Genomic DNA, 20309 nt, shown 5'->3' with positions numbered 1-20309 from the left:
TCACGAGCCCACCTCCACGAGGCCGTCGCGCACCCGGACGGGCCAGGTGCGCAGGTCAGGGGCCAGGTCCCGCGCGGGTGTCTTCCCGGCGACGTCCAGGCAAAGGCCGGTCGTCAGGTCGAACACCTGCTTGTACATCGGGGAGGCGACCGTCGGTACCTCCGCGTCCTCGACGTGCCGGGAGCCGACGATGCCCCGCGAGATCACGAACGCGTCGCTGAACGGGTCGTGCTGCTGGACCGCGAGCACACGGCCGTCGACGAGCCGGAACAGGGCGACCTGGTCGGCGCCGAGGAGCGCCGCGGCGCCACGCTCGGGAGCGAGGTCGTCGAGGCGGCACACCGTGGTCCACACGATCGTGTCCAGCGCGGTCATGAGCGCACCTCCAGTCGGGCTCCGGCGACGAGAACGGGTTCGTGGTGCGGCGTCGGGCTGGCGCCCTCGCGCTCGTCAGCCGTGGCGGGGCGCGACTGGCCGCGCTCCGGCACGTACGCGAGCGACGGGTCCGGGGTGTCGGGGGCGTTGACGAAGGACGCGAACCGGCGGAGCTTCTCCGGGTCCTCGAGCGTGGCGCGCCACTCGTCCTCGTACTCGACCACGTGCTGCGCCATCTGCTCGTCGAGGTCCGCCGCGATGCCCAGCGAGTCCTCCATGACGACGGCACGGACACCGTCGAGACCGCCCTCGACGTCCTCGATCCACGGCGCGGTGCGCTGCAGCCGGTCCGCGGTGCGCACGTAGTAGAGGAGGAACCGGTCGATGGTGCGGACCAGCGTCTCGGTGTCCAGATCCTCCGCCAGCAGCTGCGCGTGCCGCGGCGTGAAGCCGCCGTTGCCGCCGACGTACACGTTCCAGCCCTTGTCGGTCGCGATGACACCGACGTCCTTGCCGCGGGCCTCCGCGCACTCCCGCGCGCAGCCCGAGACGCCCAGCTTGATCTTGTGCGGCGAGCGCAGGCCGCGGTACCGCAGCTCGAGCATGACCGCGAGGGCCACCGAGTCCTGCACGCCGAACCGGCACCACGTCGAGCCGACGCAGGACTTCACGGTGCGCAGCGACTTGCCGTAGGCGTGGCCGGACTCGAACCCCGCGTCGACCAGGCGCTGCCAGATGAGGGGCAGCTGGTCGATGCGGGCGCCGAACATGTCGATCCGCTGGCCGCCGGTGATCTTGGTGTACAGGCCGAAGTCCTTGGCCACCTCGCCGATCGCGATGAGCCCCTCGGGCGTCACCTCGCCGCCGGCGATGCGCGGGACCACCGAGTACGAGCCGTCCTTCTGCAGGTTGGCCATGACGTGGTCGTTGGTGTCCTGCAGCGTGGCCCGCTCGCCCTCCAGGACGTGCGCCGGTGACGTCGTCGCCAGGATCGACGCGACCGTCGGCTTGCAGATGTCGCAGCCGCGCCCGTCGGCTCGGGTGCCGAACCGCTCGATGACCTGCGTGAACGACGAGACGCCACTGACCCGCACGGCGTCGTAGAGCTGCGCGCGGGACAGGGCGAAGTGCTCGCACAGCGAGGTGCTGACCTCGATGCCCTGTGCCGCGAGCTCGGTGGTGACCAGCTTCTTGACCAGCGGGAGGCACGAGCCGCAGCTGGTGCCGGCCTTGGTGCACGCCTTGACCGCGCCGAGGTCGGTGCACCCGTGGTCGGTGACGGCGCCGCGGATGGTGCCGGCCGAGACGTTGTTGCACGAGCAGACGGCCGCGTCGTCGGGCAGCTCCAGCTCCGGCGCTCCCCCGCCACCCTCGGGCAGCAGGAAAGCGGCCGGGTCACCGGGCAGCTCGCGGCCGAGCATCGGGCGCAGGCTCGAGTACGCGCTGGCGTCGCCGACGAGGACGCCGCCGAGCAGGGTGCGGGCGTCGTCCGACATGACGAGCTTCTTGTAGACGCCGCCCACCGGGTCGGCCCAGACGATCTCCAGGGCGCCCGGCGTCTCCCCGAACGCGTCACCGAAGCTGGCGACGTCGACGCCGGAGAGCTTGAGCTTGGTCGCGGTGTCCGCGCCCGGGAACTCCGAGGTCCCGCCCAGCAGACGGTCGGCGGTGATCTCCGCCATCGCGTACCCGGGGGCGACGAGCCCGATCGTCGCGCCCTGGATGCAGGCCACCTCGCCGACGGCCGAGATGTCGAGGTCGCTGGTCAGGCACGTGTCGTCGACGACGATCCCGCCGCGCTCACCGATCGCCAGGCCCGACGCGCGGCCCAGCTCGTCGCGCGGCCGGACCCCCGCGGCGATCACCACGACGTCCGCGTCGACCCGGCCACCGTCGGCCAGCTCCAACCGACCCACACCACCGCGCCGGTGGGGGCGGATCTTCGTCGTCATCGCGTTGAGGCGGACCCCGACACCCAGGTTGTTGATGAGCCGACGCAACGCCTCGCCGCCGCCGAGGTCGACCTGCGTCGACATGAGGTGCGTGCCCACCTGCAGGACGGTCGTGCGGGCACCGAGCGCCTGGAGCGCGCCCGCGGCCTCGAGCCCGAGCAGACCGCCACCGAGGACCGCGCCCTTGACCACCCGGTCCTCGGAGAGCTTCTCGACGTAGCCGCGCAGCTCCGCGACGTCGTCGACCGTGCGGTAGACGAACACGCCCGGCAGGTCCGTGCCCTCGATCGGCGGGACCCAGGCCGACGAGCCGGTCGCCAGCACGAGGTGGTCGTAGTGCTCCGTGCGGCCGTGCGCGGTGGTCACCGTCTTGGCGTCGCGGTCGATGTGCGTCACCGCGTCGTCGCGGACCAGGGTGACCAGCGGGTCCGACCACAGCTCCGGGTCGCCGAGGGCCAGGTCGTCGGCGTCGCGGCCCGAGAAGTAGCTGGTGAGGGCGACGCGGTCGTACGGGCGACGCGGCTCCTCCGCCAGGACGGTGATGCGCCAGGTGCCGGCGGTGTCGCGGTCGCGCAACGCCTCGACCAGCCGCTGGGCGACCATGCCGCCGCCGACGACGACGAGGTGCTGGTTCATAGGGTGCTCCGTCGGGCTGGGGGGTGGGGCACGTCCCACGGTAGGAACCGGTTGTTTCCCCGATGGCGTCGCTCGGTTACCTGGGAGGAACCTTTCCCGCACACGACGTCGGTGCCTGGTGTGAGAGTGAGGGCATGAGCCCCGTGATCGCCCTGCTGCGTGCCGTCAACGTCGGCGGCCGCACCGTGAAGTCCGCGCAGCTGCGCGAGGTCGCCGAGAGCCTCGGCCACACCCAGGTCACCACCTACGTGAACAGCGGGAACATCGTGCTGGTCCCCTCCGGAGCAGCCTCCGCCGTGGGACCGGGGCTGGCCGAGGCGCTCGTCGCGGAGCTCGGCTTCGACGTCCCCGTCGTGACCCGGTCGCTGACGCAGTGGGACGCCATCGTGCAGCGGCTCCCGTACCCCGACGAGGCGTCCTCGGACCCCTCGCACCTCGTCCTGTACTGCTGGGACGGCGCCCCCGCGGGCACCGACTTCGACCCGTCGCCGTACGGTCGCGAGCGCGTCGCGTTCGCCGGCCACGAGACCTACGCGTACTACCCCGACGGCATCGGCCGCTCCAAGCTCACCCTCCCCGTGCTCGAGAAGGCTACCGGCCGGCCGGGGACCGCCCGCAACTGGAACACCGTCCTCGCGCTGCAGCGGCTCGCCCGCGAGCGTGCCTGACTAGCGTGGCGTCATGAGCACCCTGTTCACCCAGATCATCGCCGGGGACATCCCCGGCCGGTTCGTGTGGGCCGACGACGTCGCGGTCGTCGTCGGCACCATCGCCCCGATCACTGAGGGCCACATGCTCGTGGTCCCCCGCGCCGAGATCGTGCAGCTCACCGAGGCGCCCGACGACGTGCTCACGCACCTGATGCTCGTCGCGAAGACGATCGGTCAGGCGCAGCAGCACGCCTGGTCCGCACCGCGCGCCGCGCTCCTGATCGCCGGGTTCGAGGTCGACCACCTGCACCTGCACGTGCTGCCCGCGTGGGGCGAGGCGGAGCTGTCGTTCCGCAACGCCCGCACCGACGTGCCCGCCGCGGAGCTGGACGCCGCCGCCGAGCGGATCCGCACCACGCTGCGCGACCAGGGCCACGGTGCCCACGTCCCGGCGACGCTGAGCTCCCCCGCCCTCTGACCCTCCCGGACGTCCGCGCATCCGAGCGTCCTGGCGACCGAATGTGCGGACGTCGTGCATCTACCCCGGCGACGTCCCAGGAAGTGCGCGGTATCGCGGCCGGATGCTCGGACGTTGTGATGTCAGATACACAGGGTCGGCGCGGAAGATGGGTGACGACATCCGTCGTGCGTCAGGGCAGAGTCGGGGCTGGCCGCCCACCAAGGAGGACGCAGCAGATGTCAACACGCCGGGACACCGGGCTCGCCGCGCTGGCGGGGCTCGCCGCGGGCGCCGTGACGCTCGGCGTCGGGTCGCTCGTCGCGCTGCTCACCGGGCCGAGCACCGACCCGCTCGTCGCCGTCGGGTCCGCGTTCGTCGATGCGACCCCGGCCTGGCTCAAGGACTTCGCCGCCTCGACGTTCGGCACCGCGGACAAGGTCGTCCTCGGGATCGGCGAGGTCGTCGTGCTGCTCGCGCTCGCCGCGCTGGCCGGGGTGCTCGCGGCACGGCGCTGGGCGTGGGGCGCCACGCTCGTCGTCGTGCTGGGGGCCGTCGCGGGGCTGGCGGCGATGGGTCGACCGGACGCGGGCACGCTCGCCGCCCTGCCGGCCGTGGTCGGCGCGATCGCGGGTCTGCTGACCCTCCGGGAGCTGGTCCGTCGCCTGCCCGGGGCGCCCGCGCGGCCGCGTCCCGAGGGCGTCCAGCGGCGGGCGTTCCTGCAGGCCACAGCCGCTGCGGGAGCGCTCGGCGTGGTCGGCGTGGTGCTGGGCCGTGCCATCGGTGCGGGTGCCCGCGGCGCACAGTCGGCGCGGTCCGCGGTCAGGATCCCCCGTGCCGCCACGACGGCGGCACCCGTGCCCGCAGGGGTCGACATCGGCGTCGACGGCGTCGGGCCGTGGCAGACGCCCGCCGGCGAGTTCTACCGCATCGACACCGCCCTGGTGGTCCCGCAGGTGGACCCGAGCACCTGGAGCCTGCGCGTGCACGGCATGGTGGAGGAGGAGGTCACCCTCACCTGGGACGAGCTGCTGGCGTCCGACCTGGTCGAGGCCTGGGTGACGCTGGCGTGCGTGTCCAACCCCGTCGGCGGTGACCTCATCGGGAACCAGAAGTGGCTGGGCATGCCCATCGCGGACCTGCTCGCCCGGGCTCGACCCACGGGCGACGCCGACATGGTGCTCTCGCGCAGCGTCGACGGGTTCACCGCGTCGTCGCCCCTGGCCGCCCTGACGGACGGTCGCGACGCGCTCCTGGCCATCGCGATGGACGGTGAACCGCTGCCTGTCGAGCACGGCTTCCCCGTGCGGATGGTCGTGCCGGGCCTCTACGGGTACGTGTCCGCGACGAAGTGGGTGACCGAGCTGAAGCTGACCCGGTTCGCCGACGAGACCGCGTACTGGACCGACCGCGGCTGGTCGCCGGACGGACCGATCAAGACGCAGTCACGCATCGAGGTGCCGAGGCCCGGCACGTCCGTCCCCGCCGGGCCGGTCGTCGTGGCGGGGACCGCCTGGGCGCAGCACCGCGGCGTCACCGCGGTGCAGGTGCGCGTGGAGCAGGGCCCCTGGAGCGACGCCACGCTCGCCGACGACGGCGGCATCGACTCCTGGCGCCAGTGGACGTGGACCTGGGACGCCGAGCCGGGCGAGTACCAGCTCTACGTCCGCGCGTCCGACCCGCAGGGGTACCAGACGGGCGCCATGGCCGGCGTCATCCCGGACGGCGCCACGGGCTACGACACCGTCCGCGTGAAGGTCACCTGATCGCGCGTCAGTAGACGTCGCGCACGTACCGGCGCTTCGCGACGAGGTCCTTGACGTAGGAGTCGGCGGCAGCGGCGCTGAGCCTGCCGTGCGTCGCGACGATCTCCCGCAGCGCGGCGTCGACGTCCTTCGCCATGCGCGAGGCGTCACCGCACACGAAGAACGACGCCCCCAGCTCGAGCCACTCCCACAGCCGGGCGCCGTGCTCGCGCATCCGGTCCTGCACGTAGATCTTGGTCCGCTGGTCCCGCGAGAACGCCGTGGCGAGGCGGTCGAGCGTGCCCTCCGACAGCAGCCGGGACAGCTCGTCGCGGTAGTAGAAGTCGGTGGCCTGGTGCTGCTCGCCGAAGAACAGCCAGTTGCGTCCGGTGTGCCCCGCCGCGGCACGGTCGGCGAGGAACCCGACGAACGGCGCGACACCTGTTCCGGGGCCGACCATGATCGCGGGCACGTCGGGGGCCGGCGGGCGGAAGTGCGACGTGGGCTGCACGTGCACGGGCACGAGCGTGCCGAGGGGCGCGTCCGCGAGGAACGTCGAGCACACCCCGCCCCGCCGCGCGCCCGACGGCGACGTGTACCGGACGACGGACATCGTCAGGGCGACCACGTCCGGCGTGACGCGCGAGCTCGACGAGATCGAGTACTGCCGCGGCGCCAGGCGGCGCAGCACCCCGACGAGGTCCGCGGCGGGCAGGTCGGGGGTCAGCTCGGCGACCACGTCGACCGCCTGCCGGCACCAGGTCCAGCGCGCGAGGTCGCTGCTGTTGCCGGGTCGCAGGAGGTGACGCAGCTCGGCGCTGCCGGATCGTTCCGCGACGAGTGTGAGCAGGTCGGTCGAGATGCGGCTGATGTCGAGCTCGGTGGTCAGCGCGGCGCGCAGCGGGTGCGGGTGCCCGTCGACGTCGACCCGCTGGTCCGGGTCCCACCCGGTGACGGCGAGCCACTCGGCGACGAGCTCCGGCGAGTTCGACGGACGCACGGCGATCGCGTCGCCCGCGCGGTAGGCGACCTCGCGCGGGCTGTCGGTGACGTCCAGCAGGATCTCGCGCACCTCCTTGCCGGAACCCGGCAGGGACAGCAGGCGGTTCCCGATGATCTTCGCGACGCCGGGGTGCTGCCGTGTGGCGTGGGCGGGTTCGTCCGAGACGGCAACAGTGTCCGGCTCCTGCGAAGTCCCCGTGAGAGCCGACGCCACCGCCTCGATCCACGCGTGCGCCCGGCCGTCCTCCCCCGGCTCGCAGTCGACCCGCTCCACGAGTCGCGTCGCCCCGAGCTCCTCCAGGCGGTGGTCGAGCCGGCGCCCGTGCCCGCAGAACCGGTCGTAGCTCGAGTCACCCAGCGCGAGCACCGCGAACCGCGACCCGTCGAGCCGGCGTGCGTCGGCGGCGGCCACCGACTCCCAGAACGCGGTGCCGTTGTCGGGGGCGTCGCCGTCGGAGAACGTGCTCGTCACGACGACGAGGTCGGCGCCCGTCGGCAGGTCCGCCGGGAGGCAGTCGTCCATCGCGACGATGCGCGGCGCTAGCCCGGCACCCGTCAATCGCTGGGCCGCTGCGGTCGCCAGGTCCTCAGCCGAACCCGTCTGGGACGCCCAGAGCACGACCACCTGACGCACCGCGACCTCGCGCGAGGGGGCGCTCCGGCGGCCGTGGTCAGGCTCCGGGGTGCGCGAGAACAGGCCCGCCAGGAGGCCGTCGACCCAGAGGGCGTCGTCGGCGTCGAGCGGTGCGTTCGGCGGAAGCACCGGGGTGCCCGGCTCGCCCCCGCCGAGCCCTGCGAGGAACCCCGCGAGGTAGCGACGTTCGCGGTCGCCCAGACGAGGCGGCTCGAGCGCGTCGAGCCCGAGCGTCGCCCCCAGGGCGCGGATCGCCACCGCGCCCGGCGAGAGGCCGTCGGGCACGACGGTGGGCACCGGATCCACGGACGACGCGACCGGGGTGAGCGCCACCGCGCACACCTTGAACTCGGGCTGGAACGAGATCGGGTCGACCGCGTCGTTGGTGACGGCGTTCACGGCCAGGTACTCGCCGAACAGGTCGTTCCAGTGGAAGGGCGCGAAGAGCGCACCGGGGAGAACGCGGTCGGTGATCGTCACGGGCAGCACGGCACGACCGCGCCGGGACGCGACCTCCACGGACGCGCCGTCGACCAGGCCGAGCGCCCTCGCGTCGGACGGGTGCATCTCGACGAACGGTCCCGGCGCCAGCTTGTTCAGCTTGGCGACCTTGCCCGTCTTGGTCATCGTGTGCCACTGGTGCTGCACGCGGCCGGTGTTAAGCACGAACGGGAAGTCGTCGTCGGGGAGCTCGGCGGCGGGCAGGTGGGGGCGGGCGTGGAACCGGGCCCGACCCGACGGCGTCGGGAACGCCAACCGCGGACGCGTGCCGTCCGGGCGCTCGAGCAGCTCCTGGCTCACGCCGTCGTTGACGTAGCGGACAGGGTTGCGGCGCGGCCCGTCGGGGGCGGCCGGCCACTGCACGGAACCCGAGCGCAGCCGGTCGTACGTCACGCCGCGCAGGTCGTAGCCCGTGCGGGGGTTCGCGAACGCGCGCAGCTCGTCGAACACCTCCTCGGACGAGGCGTAGTCGAAGCCGTCGTACCCCATGGCCGTCGCGACCCGCGCGATGAGCAGCCAGTCCGGGAGCGCGTCGCCCGGCGGCCGGAGAGCGGCACGGGCGAGCGTGAGGTTGCGCTCGGAGTTGATCATCACGCCGTCGGACTCCGACCAGAGCGCGCCCGGCAGCACGACGTCGGCGTACGCGTTGGTCTCGGTCTCCGCGAACGCGTCCTGCGTCACGACGAGCTCCGCCCGCTCGAGCCCCTCGATCACGGTGCGCCGGTTCCCCACCGATGCCACCGGGTTGGTGCAGACGACCCAGCACGCCTTGATCTCGCCCGCCGCCATGCGCTCGAACATGTCGACGGTGCCGCGGCCGGTGAAGTCGGCGCGCAGCGTGCCCGGGGCGAGGTCCCACACGTCCTCGACGAACGCGCGGTCGTCGGCGCCGAGGACCGTGCGCTGCCCCGGCAGGCCGGGGCCCATGTAGCCCATCTCCCGGCCGCCCATCGCGTTGGGCTGACCGGTCAGCGAGAACGGGCCGGAGCCGGTGCGGCAGATCGCGCCGGTCGCCAGGTGCAGGTTGACCAGGGCGTTCGTGTTCCAGGTGCCGTGCGTCGACTGGTTGAGCCCCATCGTCCAGCAGGACACCCAGTTCTTCGCCCCCGCGAGCATGGCGGCGGCCGTGCGCAGGTCGGTCTCGGCGATGCCGGTGAGTCGTGCGACCTCGTCGGCCGGGTAGTCCCCGAGCATGGCCTGGAGGTCGTCCCACCCCTCGGTGTGCTCGGCCACGAACTCGTCGTCGAGCCCGCCCGCCTCGACGATCAGCCGCAGCAGCCCGTTGAGCAGCGCGATGTCCGTGCCGGGCGCGACCTGGAGGAACAGGTCGGCCTTGTCGGCCGTGGCCGTGCGACGAGGGTCGACGACGATGAGCTTGGCGCCGGCCTTGACCCGGTCGAGCATGCGCAGGAACAGGATCGGGTGGCAGTCGGCCATGTTCGCCCCGATGACGAGGAACACGTCCGCGTGGTCGAGGTCGTCGTAGGACCCGGGCGGCCCGTCCGCGCCGAGGGAGAGCTTGTAACCCGTCCCCGCGCTGGCCATGCACAGCCGCGAGTTCGACTCGATCCACTGCGTGCGCACGTAGCCCTTGGCGAGCTTGTTGGCGAGGTACTGGGCCTCCAGGCTCATCTGGCCGGAGACGTAGAGCGCGAACGCGTCGGGTCCGTGCGTGTCGACCACCTCGCGCAGGCGCCGGGCGACGAGCTCGATCGTCTCGTCGAGGTCCGCCCGCACCGGCTCGGCGCCGCGCTCGGCGCGCACGAGCGCGTGCGTCGCCCGGCCACCCGCCGCCAGCATGTCCGCGCTCGTCGCACCCTTGGTGCACAGCCGGCCGGCGTTCGCCGGGTGCGACTTGTCTCCGCGGGCGCCGCGCGCGACCCGGCGGCCCTCGTCGTCGCACGCGACGTCGAGGACGATCCCGCAGCCCACCCCGCAGTAGGAGCACACCGTCGCCACCTGCTCGACGGACGTGGTGCTCCCCTGCGGGGCGGGCGTGGTGGTGGTCAAGATCAGATGACCGTCGAGCCGTAGGTGCCGCTGCGACGCTGGTACACGGCCCACGTGGTCAGGCTCATGACCAGGTACAGGCCCACGATCACCCAGAGCGCGGCCTGGATGTTGCCCGTCGCCGTCGTGGAGATGGCGAACCCGCGCGGGATGAGGAAGCCGCCGAACGCCCCGATCGCCCCGGCGATGCCGAGGCAGCCGGCCGCGGCCTTCGCGCGCCGGGCGCTGTCCTCGGCGTCCGTGGCCCCGAACCGGAAGACCGCGGGGATCATCCGGTAGACCGAGCCGTTGCCCGCGCCGGTGGCGATGAAGAGCACGAGGAACGAGGCGAGGAACGGCCCGAACGCGTGGGCGCGCAGGGAGAAGATCGCGCAGACGACGCCGATCGCCATGACCGTGAACGCCCCGATGGTGACGCGGGCGCCACCCAGCTTGTCCGCGAGCGTCCCGCCGAACGGTCGGGCGATGGAGCCGACGAGCGCACCGGCGAACGCGATCGTGATGGTGACCTCGGGGAACGTCTTCGACAGCAGCAGCGGGAATGCCCCGGAGAACCCGATGAACGAACCGAAGGTGCCGATGTAGATGAACGAGATGATCCAGGTGTTCCGGGACCGGGCGGCGACGCCGTAGGCCCGCGGGTCCGCCTTCGCGTTCGACAGGTTGTCCATGTAGCGGAACGCCAGGACCGCCGCGATGAGGACGAGCGGGACGAACATGAAGCCGGCCCACTGGAGCTGCATGCCGGCGCCGATGACGACGACGATCGGCACCGCCCACTGCACCGCGGCGGTGCCGAGGTTGCCACCCGCCGCGTTGAGGCCGAGCGCGCGGCCCTTCTCCTTCTCGGGGTAGAAGAACGAGATGTTCGCCATCGACGAGGCGAAGTTGCCGCCGCCGACGCCCGCGAGCGCGGCGACCACGAGCAGGACCGGGAAGCCCAGCTCGGGGTTCTGCACGGCCACGCCCAGCGCGACGGTCGGGACGAGGAGCAGGAGGGCGGACACGATGGTCCAGTTGCGGCCACCGAAGATCGGCACCGCGAACGTGTACGGGATCCGCAGCGTGGCACCGACGAGCGTGGGCAGCGCGATCAGCCAGAACATCTGGTCGACGGTCAGGACGAACCCTGCGTCGGGCAGCCGCGGGACGACGATGCTCCAGAGCGCCCAGACGGCGAACCCGAGGAACTCGGCGAAGATCGACAGGCCCAGGTTCCGGCGGGCGATCACCCGGCCGACGGAGGCCCACTGGCCGCCGTCCTCCGGGTTCCAGCCGTCGATCCAGCGTCCGGGGCGGTGGGTGAGCGGCGCGGCGTCGAGTACGGGGGCAGTGCTGGCGTCGGTGATGACCTGTGGCGCCATGGGGACCTCCGGGTGGACAAGGGGGGCTCGGTCGACGCCGACGCTAAGGAGCGGATGTTTCGGCCGACCTGTCGGAACGGTTGCGCGCACGGTTCATTTCGCGCACGGGGTCCGTCGCGACCCTGTGAGATCAGCCGAGCGGACGCACCCGGACGTGCTCGGCGGCCACGCTCAGCCGGAGCTCGGCGCCCGCGTGCAGGGCGAGGGCCGCAGCCTGCGCGGGCGGGAGGTCGACGAGCACGTCCCCGCTGGTCCGGACGCGCACGCCCGTGGTCCCGGGCTCGAGGTCCACGACCCGTGCCGGCCAGCCGTCGCCGACCACGACCGCCCCTGGCGGGAACGTCACCTGTGCCCGCCCACCCGGTTCGCGGGCGCCGCACGGGACCAGGACGCCGCCGGGCCCCTCCAGAGCAGTGCTGCCGTCGGGCTGGGCCACGAGCCGGCCGACGACGAGGTTGACGCCCGCCAGCGCGGCTGTGAACGGGTGGACCGGGTCGGTGAGCACGTCGAGCGGGCGCCCCTGCTCGACGACCTGCCCCTCGTGCAGCACGACCACCCGGTCCGCGAGGGTCACGGCGTCGAGCACGTCGTGCGTGACGAGCACGGTGGCGGTGCGCGTCCGGCGGACCTGGTCCCGGACCACGTCGCGCAGCCCGGCCGCGGTGCGGACGTCCAGCTGCGCGAACGGCTCGTCGAGGAGGAGGACGGTGGGCTCGGCCGCGAGCGCCCGGGCGAGCGCGACCCGCTGCCGCTGCCCGCCGGACAGCGCACCGGGACTGCGCTCGGTGAGACCGTCCAGGCCCACGGAGGTCAGCCACTCGTCAGCGGCCCGTCGCGCCTGCGCCGCGGGCACCCCGGCCGCGCGCGGGCCGAACGCCACGTTCTCCCGGGCGCTCAGGTGCGGGAACACCAGCGGGTCCTGCCCGAGCAGGCCGACCGAGCGCCGCTCGGGGCGGACCGCGGTCTCCACCCGGTCGCCCCGGACGGCGGTCAGGGTCCGCTCCCCCACCCGGACCACGCCGTAGGACGGCACGAGGTGCCCGGCGAGCACGGCGAGCAGCGTGGACTTGCCGGCACCGTTGGGCCCGAGGATCGCGACGATCTCGCCGGGGTGCGCCGCGAAGGTCACGTCCAGCGTGAACCCCGGCCGGCGGACGACGACCTCCGCGTGCAGCGACGTCATGCGGCACGTCCCGGTCGCCACGCCCGCGCGGCGAGCAGCACGGCGACCGCGGCGACCACGAGCAGCAGCGAGAGGGCGACCGCGGTCCCCTGGGTCACCCCCGCACCGTTGAACGCCGAGTAGATGGCCAGCGGCATGGTCTGCGTGACGCCCGGGGAGTTGCCGGCGAACAGGGCGGTCGCGCCGAACTCCCCCAGCGCCCGCGCGAAGCACAGGACTGTCCCGCTGATCAGTCCCGGCATCACGAGCGGCAGGGTGATCCTCCGCAGGACGGTCCAGCGTCCGGCGCCGAGGCTTGCCGCGACGACGTCGAACCGCGTGCCCGCCGTGCGCAGCGATCCCTCGACGCTCAGCACGAGGAACGGCATCGCGACGAACGCCTGCGCGATGACGACGGCCGCCGTGGTGAACGGGATGGTGATCCCGAACCAGGCGTCGAGCGACTCACCGACCAGGCCGCGCCGGCCCAGCAGGTAGAGCAGGGCGATGCCGCCGACGGTCGGGGGCAGCACCAGGGGCAGGGTGACCAGCGCACGCAGCACGTCGGCAGGCCAGCCGTGGGCGCGCGCGAGCACGACGGCGAGCGGTACCCCGAGCAGCAGGCACACACCCGTCGCGACGACCGAGGTCGACAGCGAGAGCCACAGCGCATCCAGCGCGGCGGGTGTCGTGATGTCCGCGGGCAACGTCGACCAGTCCGCGCGGACCACGAGCGCGACGATCGGCAGGACGAGGAGCCCGGCCGCGAGCGCTGCGGGAGGCCACAGGAGGCGCGGGACACCACCGCCGCTCGCCCTCACGGCGCGGTGAACCCCAGGTCACCCAGGATCCGCTGTCCGTCGGCGGAGAGCACCAGGTCGACGAACGCCCGCGCGACCTCACCGTCCTCGAGCACGACCACCGGGTACTCGTTGACGGCCGAGGCCACCTCGGGGAGCTCCACGCCCTCGACCGTGGTGCCCGCCGCGAGCACGTCCGTCCGGTACACCAGCCCCGCGTCGGCGTCGCCGGTCTGCACCTTGGTCAACACCGCCTTGACGTTCTGCTCCTCGCTGACCGGGGTGAGCGTGAGCCCGTCGAGCACGCGGTGCGCGGCCGACCCGCACGGCACCTGCGCCGCGCAGAGCACGACCTTGCCGCCCGACGTCGACAGCGCCGCGAGATCTGCCAGCGAGCCGATCCCCAGCGGGTTGCCCGGCGCGACGACGATCTCGAGGGAGTTGGTGGCGAACACCGTCGCGGTGCCGTCCGCCAGCCCCGCGTCCGTCACCGTGGCCATGGTCGCGATGTCGGCGGACGCGAACACGTCCGCGGTCGCCCCGTCGACCAGCTGTGTCGCCAGGGTGGACGAGCCGTCGTAGGTGATGGGGCGCACGGTGACGCCGGGGTTCTGCTCGGCGAGCTCGGTGGCGATGGCGTCGAACGCGCCCTGCAGCGAGGCGGCGGCGAACACGGTGAGCTCACCCGTGAGGCCTGTGGGCGGCTCGGCGGCCGGTGCCGCCGACGAGCAGCCGGCGAGGGCGAGCAGGACGGCGGTCCCCGCGACGAGCGCGCGGCCGGCCCTCATCGCACCGCCCGCGGCGTCTCGACGAGCACCGTGGTGGCCTTGACGACGGCGACCGCGCGGGAGCCGACCTCGAGCCCGAGCTCCCGCACCGCCTCGGTGGACATGAGCGAGACCAGGCGGAACGGACCCGCCTGCAGCTCGACCTGCGACATCACGGTGTCGGACACGATCCGGGTCACGAGGCCGGGCAGCCGGTTGCGCGCGGAGCTGGAGCCCGCCGCGGGGTCGTCGGGCGTCTTCGCGCGCTCGACGGCCAGCGCCGCCAGGTCGGTCCCCGCGATCACGCTGCGCCCCGCGTCGTCGTCGGACGCGGTCAGCACGCCGGAGTCCACCCAGCGGCGCACCGTGTCGTCGCTCACGCCCAGCAGCTCGGCTGCCTCGCTGATCCGATAGGTCGTCACCTGGGCGATGATAGTGCCGCAGATGCGGCTGAAAGAAGCCATCCGATCCGCGGATACGGACGTCGCGCGCCGGTCCGGTCCGGGCGGTAGCGTCCGGACATGGCGAAGAAGTCCGGCAAGAAGAAGAACAAGGACAAGATCCCGAACGCGGTCTACGAGGCGGAGCTGTTCCGCCTCCAGGCCGAGCTGGTCAAGGTCCAGCTGTGGGCGAAGGCCACGGGAGCCCGGGTGGTCGTCCTCTTCGAGGGGCGCGACGCGGCCGGCAAGGGCGGCACCATCAAGCGGATCTCGGAGTACCTGAGCCCGCGCGTCGTGCGCATCGCCGCCCTCCCGACGCCGACCGAGCGCGAGAAGACCCAGTGGTACTACCAGCGCTACGTCGCGCACCTGCCCGCCGCCGGCGAGGTCGTCCTGTTCGACCGCTCCTGGTACAACCGCGCCGGGGTCGAGCACGTCATGGGCTTCTGCACGCCGCAGGAGTACAGCCGGTTCATGCGGCAGACGCCGATCTTCGAGCAGATGCTCATCGAGGACGGCATCCTGCTGCGCAAGTACTGGTTCTCGGTCTCCGACAGCGAGCAGCTCAAGCGGTTCCGCTCCCGCCTGAACGACCCGGTGCGGCAGTGGAAGCTGAGCCCGATGGACACCGCGTCCCTGAGCCGCTGGGAGGAGTACTCCAAGGCGAAGGACGAGATGCTCGTGCACACCGACGTCCCCGTGAGCCCGTGGTTCATCGTCGAGTCGGACATCAAGAAGCACGCGCGGCTCAACATGATCAGCCACCTGCTCTCGACCATCCCGTACACCGAGGTGCCGCACGAGAAGGTGGTGCTGCCCGACCGGCCCGCCGCCTCGAACGGGTACAAGCGCCCGCCGCGCGAGCTCTCGACGTACGTCCCCGACCACGTCGCCGCGCTGATGGGTGACCCGGAGAAGCACCTCTGACGACCGCTGTGCCGTCAGTGAACTGGCGTTGCGTCCCGCTCGATCACCTGCGACCTTGAGCGGCATGTCGGCGACCTCCACCAGCCCGGGGCCGAACCTGCGCGTCTCGCTGCCCGGCCTGCAACCGTCGGTCAAGGACTTCCTCACCAACGAGGCCGGCAGCGCCGTCTACCTGCTGGCCGCCACGGTGGTGGCGCTGGTCTGGGTCAACTCCCCGTTCGCCGGCTCCTACGAGGCGCTCTGGCACACCACGGCGGGCTTCCACATCGGGACGTGGGGCGTCGACCTCGACCTGCACCACTGGGTCAACGACGCCGCGATGGCGATCTTCTTCGCGGTGGTCGGACTCGAGATCAGCCGCGAGGCCACCACGGGAGACCTGCGGGACAAGCGGACCGTCGCGGTGCCCGCGCTCGGGGCGATCGGCGGCCTGCTGGTCCCCGTCCTGATCTTCCTGGCGTTCAACGGGGGGACCGACGCCGCGCACGGGTGGGGTGTCGTGATGTCGACGGACACCGCGTTCCTCGTGGGGATCCTCGCGCTGTTCGGCCCCAAGTGCCCGGACCGCCTGCGCCTGTTCCTGCTGACGCTCGCGATCGTCGACGACATCGGCGCGATCACCGTGATGTCGATCTTCTACACCGACGAGGTCGACATGGCCGCGCTCGCCCTGGCGGCCGCGATCGTCGTCGGGATCATCCTGCTGCGGTGGCTGAACGTCTGGCAGCTGGCCCCGTACGTCGTCGCGGGGATCGCCCTGTGGTTCGCCGTGCAGGCCTCCGGCGTGCACGCGACGCTCGCCGGGGTGATCGTCGGCCTGCTCGTCCCGGCTCGGCCGGCGTCACGGGAGACGATCGAGGAGGTCGCGGGCTACGGCCGCAAGCTCATCGACGACGCGACGGCCGAGCGCGAGCACCTGGCCGAGCTGGCCGCACGCGCCGCGGTCCCGACGAACGACCGGCTGCAGCGCCTCCTGCACCCCTGGAGCGCGTTCGTCGTGGTGCCCCTGTTCGGCCTGGCGAACGCGGGGATCACGCTCGACCTGGAGTCCCTGCAGACAGCCGGGCAGTCCCGCCTGGCCATCGGGGTCGCCGTCGCGCTCGTGCTCGGCAACGCGATCGGCATCACCGGCGCCGCCACCCTGGCGCTGCGGCTGGGTCTCGGGGAGCTGCCAGGCCGCGTGCGCTGGGGGCACCTGCTCGGCGGCGCCGTGCTGGCCGGCATCGGGTTCACGATCTCGCTGTTCATCGCCGAGCTCGCGTTCGACGACGCCCAGCAGCTGGAGAACGCGAAGATCGGCATCCTGGCCGGGTCGCTCACGGCTGCCGTGCTCGGGTCCGTCCTGCTGCGGTGGCTCGGCGAGAAGCTGCCCCTGTGCTCCCCGCTCAGCGACGCGCCCCCGCCCCTGCCGCCGCTGCCGTGGCGGGCACCGGCGGGGTGAGGGCGCGTCGACAGCGGCTCACTCCGCGACGATGTCCCGCCCGTGCAGCGTCAGCGCCCAGATCACGAAGATGTCGAGGGCGATGATGATGATGGCCCACCACGGGTAGTACGGCAGCCAGACGAAGTTCAGGACCAGGCTCAGGCTGGCGACGAGCACACCGACGATCCGTGCCCACACGGCGCCGCTGAGCACGAAGAAGCCGGCGACGGCGACCAGCAGGCCGATGAGGATGTGGATCCAGCCCCAGGTCGTCACGTCGAACTCGAACACCCACTCGGCGCCGACCACGTAGAACGTGTCGTTGAAGACGGCCACGAACCCTTGGAGCGCGTGCAGGACGCCGATGACGATCAGCATCGTCGCCGCGAAGACGGTCATGCCGACGGCCAGCGGACTGCGTTGTTCAGTCACGATCGGTTTCCTTCCGGAACGGTGGTGAGGTCTCGGCGTCGCCGATGACCTTTCTGCGCTGGAGCTCGAACTCCTCCGGCGACACGAGCCCGCGCGCGACCAGGTCGGCCAGCTCGGCCAGCTGTGCGGCCGAGTCGATCAACGGGTCCTCACCGGGGCCCTGGCTCGCGGGGGGCATGCGGGCATCGTCGCGACGCACCGGGTGGTCGCACACCACCCTGCGCGGGGTGAGCCGGCTCAGCCCCGTGAGGCGACCTGGCGCGCGAGGTCGGCCGCCTCGCCCCGCGAGCCGACCGCGAGCTTGCGGTAGACGACCTTGAGGTGGAACTTCAGCGTGTTCACGGAGATGGACAGCTCGTCGGCGATCTCCGGGAGTGTGAGCCGGCTGGGCAGCATCCGGAGCACCTCGAGCTCGCGCTCGGTCAGGTGCTCACCGGGGACGCTCGGGTCCGCCATCCTGGCCGCGGCGAGCGGCGACGCGGCCCGCCGGACCCGGTCGAGCCAGGCGGTGGGCGCCAGGAAGGCGTTCACCTCGACCAGCTCGAGGACCTCCGCACCCTCGGAGGCGACCGTCTGGACGAGCCCGACGCCGGTCGCCCGGCCGACGGCACGCGCGACGAGGTCGAGCGCGTCCTGGTGGTCCACCGCCGCGCGCGCGCGGAGCAGGTCGAGGACCACGTCGTGCCGCGGGCACCGTGGCCGGACGTGGTCGAGGATCGTCGCCGCCGCGGCACGGCGACCCTCGTGGAGCTCCACGCGCGCCCTCGACGCACCGCCCCAGAAGGGGTCGTCGACCTGGTCCGCCCACCGGCGCGCCTCGACCGGACGGTCGGCCGCGAGCGCGACCAGCGTCCCGGTGCGTGCCAGCCACATCAGCCCGCCGGGTCCGGCGAACTCGGAGCGGACGAACGCGTGCGCGCGCTCGAAGCAGGCGTCCGCCGCCTCCAGGTCCCCTTCGTCGAGCCTCAGCTCGGTCAGCTGCAACATCGCGAAGGCCTCCGCGTGGGCCACCGGCTCGAGCCAGCGCGGGGCCACGGAGACGAGCTCGGTGACGGCGCGCGCACGGTCTCCGAGCTCGCGGTGGGCGACCGCCTCGGCCAGGCTCACCTCCGCGCAGAGGATCGCCATCGACGCCACCGCCTCGACGCCGCGGATCCCGGCGGCCACCCGCAGCGCATCCACCGGACGGCCCGCGAGCGCCTCGCCGACGGCCCGGGTGCCCTCGAAGCCGAGGCGCCGCTCCGGGTCCCACCCCAGCTCCTGGCGGACGTCCTGCACCTGCGCGGAACCGTCCTCCCACCGCTCGGACAGCGCCACCTCGCGCGCGATCATGTTCCAGCCGAACCGGCCCACCAGGTCCACCTGGCTGTCGTCGGCCAGCAGAGCGAGAGCGTCGGTGGCCAGCGTGGCGCTCGTGCGCCAGTCACCCGTGAGCGTCGCCGCGATCGACTGCAGCATCAGGAGCCGCCCGCCCTGCGGCCGACCCCCGGCGGTGTGCCGTGCGCGGCTCGCCGTCGCGGCGCCCACGGCCGCGAGGAACCGGCGCTTGTCCACGAGCAGGTGGCACCACGCGAACTCGATCATCGCGTCGAGGTCGCCCGAGGCCACGTTCAGCGGGATCTGCGCGATGGTCCGCTCGATGGTCGCGGTCCGGCCGGAGTCGTAAAGCTCCCCGACCTTCCCGGCGAGCAGCCGCAGCGCCTCGCGCGGCCGGCCGGCGAGGAGCCACTGCTCGAGCGCGCTGGTCACCTCGCCGACGTCCTCGAACCAGCTCGCGGCGCGCGCGTGCAGGACGGCGACGCGCTCCGGCGAGCGTCGCGCGACCTCGGCGACGAGCTCCTGCCGGACCACGTCGTGCACCTCGAACCACCCGGACGGGCCGAGCCGGGTGATGAACAGCCCGCGGGACTCGGCGTCGGCGAGCAGGTCGCCCGCGTCGGCGCGGCCGGACAGGGCCGCGGCGAGCGGGCCGTTCATCCGGACGACGACGGAGGTGTCCAGGAGGACGTCGACCACCTCCGGCCGCTCCGCGGCGAGCACCTCGCGCCAGACGTAGTCGGCGAACAGCAGGCCCCGGGCGTCGACCCGGGGAAGGGAGACCGGCTGCGCACTGTCGGAGCGCGACGCCAGGGCGGTGAGCTGCAAGCCCGCGGCCCAGCCCCCCGCCCGGTCGACCGCCGCGCTGACCTCGTCGTGCTCGAGCGACGCGTGCAGGCAGGCCAGCAGGTCCTCGGACTCCTCCGGCGAGAACCGGAGCTCGGCGAAGTGCACCTCGACCAGCTGCCCCCGGGCGCGCAGGCGGTCGATGGGGAGCTTGGGGGTGCGGCGCGTGAGCAGGACGACGTGCAGCCAGTCCGGCAGGGCCGCGAGGAAGTGCGCGAGGGACTCGACCAGGGCGTCGTCGGCGTCGATCAGGTGGATGTCGTCGAGGACCAGCACCGCGGACGGCGGGTGCTCACTGCGCTCGAGCCGCGCGACGAGCCCCGGCACCACGTCCGGGCGCGTGGCCGGCCGCCGGGTGGACGAGCGGACCTTCCCGAGATCGACCAGCTCGCCCAGGGCCGCCGTCACGGCCGACCAGAACTGGCCGCCGTCCCGGTCGGACTCGTCCACCGACAGCCACGCCGTCGGGACCGCGGCGATCGACCGCCAGTCGACGAGCAACGACGTCTTGCCGGATCCGGCCGGTGCCACGACCACCGTGATCGGGACGGACGCGGTCTGCGCCAGGAGCGAGATGAGTCGCGGCCGGCGCAGGTAGTGGACCGGGTTGGCGGGTGCGCGCAGCCGCGACGCGAAGAACGACGACGACCCGTGGGACGTCCTGCCACCCGGCCCGTTCTGCGTCACGCGACCCCTCCTGGATCGACGGTTGCACAGCACCCTGACCAGGATCATTGCGGATCAACCGGGCGCGGGACCAGCACCGCCACGCGCTTTCACCACCCCGCCGAGGATGGGGACCACCCACCCTTCCCGGTGCGATGCTGCGAGAGGCACCGACGCCGCGCCGCGTGCCACGGTCGAGCACC

Annotated in this window: 16 protein-coding genes; 5 read left to right on the top strand and 11 right to left on the bottom strand. The window is 72.9% G+C overall.

All coding sequences use genetic code 11. From position 1 onward, the window contains the following. Both nirD and nirB read right to left on the bottom strand, forming a co-directional pair. Complete coding sequence (gene nirD / locus ASD16_RS03155; protein WP_055912700.1) at positions 1 to 375, bottom strand: nitrite reductase small subunit NirD; 375 nt, start codon at positions 373 to 375, stop codon at positions 1 to 3. Next, positions 372 to 2963 (bottom strand): nitrite reductase large subunit NirB, encoded by a 2592-nt coding sequence (nirB, locus tag ASD16_RS03150; protein ID WP_055912697.1) that lies wholly within the window; start codon positions 2961 to 2963, stop codon positions 372 to 374. Before nirB ends, nirD begins: the two co-directional genes overlap by 4 nt. 134 nt (positions 2964 to 3097) lie before the next feature. Here nirB and ASD16_RS03145 point away from each other — a divergent pair, with 134 nt between their 5' ends. The 3 genes from ASD16_RS03145 to ASD16_RS03135 all read left to right on the top strand — a co-directional run bounded on the left by ASD16_RS03145 (position 3098) and on the right by ASD16_RS03135 (position 5836). Next, positions 3098 to 3631 (top strand): DUF1697 domain-containing protein, encoded by a 534-nt coding sequence (locus ASD16_RS03145; protein WP_055912694.1) that lies wholly within the window; start codon positions 3098 to 3100, stop codon positions 3629 to 3631. Positions 3632 to 3644: 13 nt separating this feature from the next. Beyond that, positions 3645 to 4091: an HIT family protein gene (locus ASD16_RS03140; RefSeq protein WP_055912691.1), complete on the top strand. Its 447-nt coding sequence runs from the start codon at positions 3645 to 3647 to the stop codon at positions 4089 to 4091. 218 nt (positions 4092 to 4309) lie between these two features. Continuing rightward, entirely contained in the window at positions 4310 to 5836 is a 1527-nt protein-coding gene (locus tag ASD16_RS03135) for a molybdopterin-dependent oxidoreductase (RefSeq protein ID WP_055912689.1), read from the top strand. A gap of 7 nt (positions 5837 to 5843) precedes the next feature. On the opposite strand, the gene ASD16_RS03130 is transcribed toward ASD16_RS03135, so the two are convergent. The 6 genes from ASD16_RS03130 to ASD16_RS03105 all read right to left on the bottom strand — a co-directional run bounded on the left by ASD16_RS03130 (position 5844) and on the right by ASD16_RS03105 (position 14477). Next, positions 5844 to 9962: a bifunctional nitrate reductase/sulfite reductase flavoprotein subunit alpha gene (locus tag ASD16_RS03130; protein ID WP_055912686.1), complete on the bottom strand. Its 4119-nt coding sequence runs from the start codon at positions 9960 to 9962 to the stop codon at positions 5844 to 5846. 2 nt (positions 9963 to 9964) lie between these two features. Further along, a complete protein-coding gene (locus ASD16_RS03125; protein ID WP_055912683.1) occupies positions 9965 to 11326 on the bottom strand; it encodes an MFS transporter in 1362 nt (453 codons plus the stop codon). Between the two features lie 130 nt (positions 11327 to 11456). After that, the gene (locus ASD16_RS03120) at positions 11457 to 12509 is read right to left on the bottom strand and encodes an ABC transporter ATP-binding protein (RefSeq protein ID WP_082570683.1); all 1053 of its coding nucleotides are present in this window, start codon (positions 12507 to 12509) and stop codon (positions 11457 to 11459) included. Beyond that, entirely contained in the window at positions 12506 to 13309 is an 804-nt protein-coding gene (locus ASD16_RS03115; protein WP_055912677.1) for an ABC transporter permease, read from the bottom strand. Before ASD16_RS03115 ends, ASD16_RS03120 begins: the two co-directional genes overlap by 4 nt. Next, entirely contained in the window at positions 13306 to 14076 is a 771-nt protein-coding gene (gene modA / locus ASD16_RS03110; protein ID WP_055912675.1) for a molybdate ABC transporter substrate-binding protein, read from the bottom strand. The genes ASD16_RS03115 and modA overlap by 4 nt, the downstream gene beginning before the upstream one ends. After that, positions 14073 to 14477 carry a molybdopterin-binding protein gene (locus ASD16_RS03105; RefSeq protein WP_157453772.1) on the bottom strand — a complete coding sequence of 135 codons (405 nt, stop codon included), beginning with the start codon at positions 14475 to 14477 and terminating at the stop codon, positions 14073 to 14075. The genes modA and ASD16_RS03105 overlap by 4 nt, the downstream gene beginning before the upstream one ends. A 99-nt stretch (positions 14478 to 14576) precedes the next feature. Here ASD16_RS03105 and ppk2 point away from each other — a divergent pair, with 99 nt between their 5' ends. Together ppk2 and nhaA are read left to right on the top strand one after the other, a co-directional pair. After that, positions 14577 to 15422 carry a polyphosphate kinase 2 gene (ppk2, locus tag ASD16_RS03100; RefSeq protein WP_055912669.1) on the top strand — a complete coding sequence of 282 codons (846 nt, stop codon included), beginning with the start codon at positions 14577 to 14579 and terminating at the stop codon, positions 15420 to 15422. Positions 15423 to 15486: 64 nt separating this feature from the next. Continuing rightward, positions 15487 to 16863 (top strand): Na+/H+ antiporter NhaA, encoded by a 1377-nt coding sequence (gene nhaA / locus ASD16_RS03095; protein WP_055912666.1) that lies wholly within the window; start codon positions 15487 to 15489, stop codon positions 16861 to 16863. Positions 16864 to 16881: 18 nt separating this feature from the next. Here the strand turns inward: nhaA and ASD16_RS03090 are convergent, their stop codons facing one another. From ASD16_RS03090 to ASD16_RS03080, 3 genes are read right to left on the bottom strand one after another with little or no spacing between them, the layout of a single operon-like run. Further along, a complete protein-coding gene (locus tag ASD16_RS03090) occupies positions 16882 to 17277 on the bottom strand; it encodes a hypothetical protein (RefSeq protein ID WP_235523085.1) in 396 nt (131 codons plus the stop codon). After that, a complete protein-coding gene (locus tag ASD16_RS03085) occupies positions 17270 to 17455 on the bottom strand; it encodes an SHOCT domain-containing protein (protein ID WP_055912660.1) in 186 nt (61 codons plus the stop codon). Before ASD16_RS03085 ends, ASD16_RS03090 begins: the two co-directional genes overlap by 8 nt. A 59-nt stretch (positions 17456 to 17514) precedes the next feature. Next, positions 17515 to 20127: a LuxR C-terminal-related transcriptional regulator gene (locus ASD16_RS03080; protein WP_055912657.1), complete on the bottom strand. Its 2613-nt coding sequence runs from the start codon at positions 20125 to 20127 to the stop codon at positions 17515 to 17517. Between the last annotated feature and the right edge of the window lie 182 nt (positions 20128 to 20309).

The sequence above is a fragment of the Cellulomonas sp. Root485 genome (genome assembly GCF_001426705.1).
Taxonomy (GTDB): domain Bacteria; phylum Actinomycetota; class Actinomycetes; order Actinomycetales; family Cellulomonadaceae; genus Cellulomonas.
This window is presented reverse-complemented; position numbering and strand designations above follow the sequence as displayed.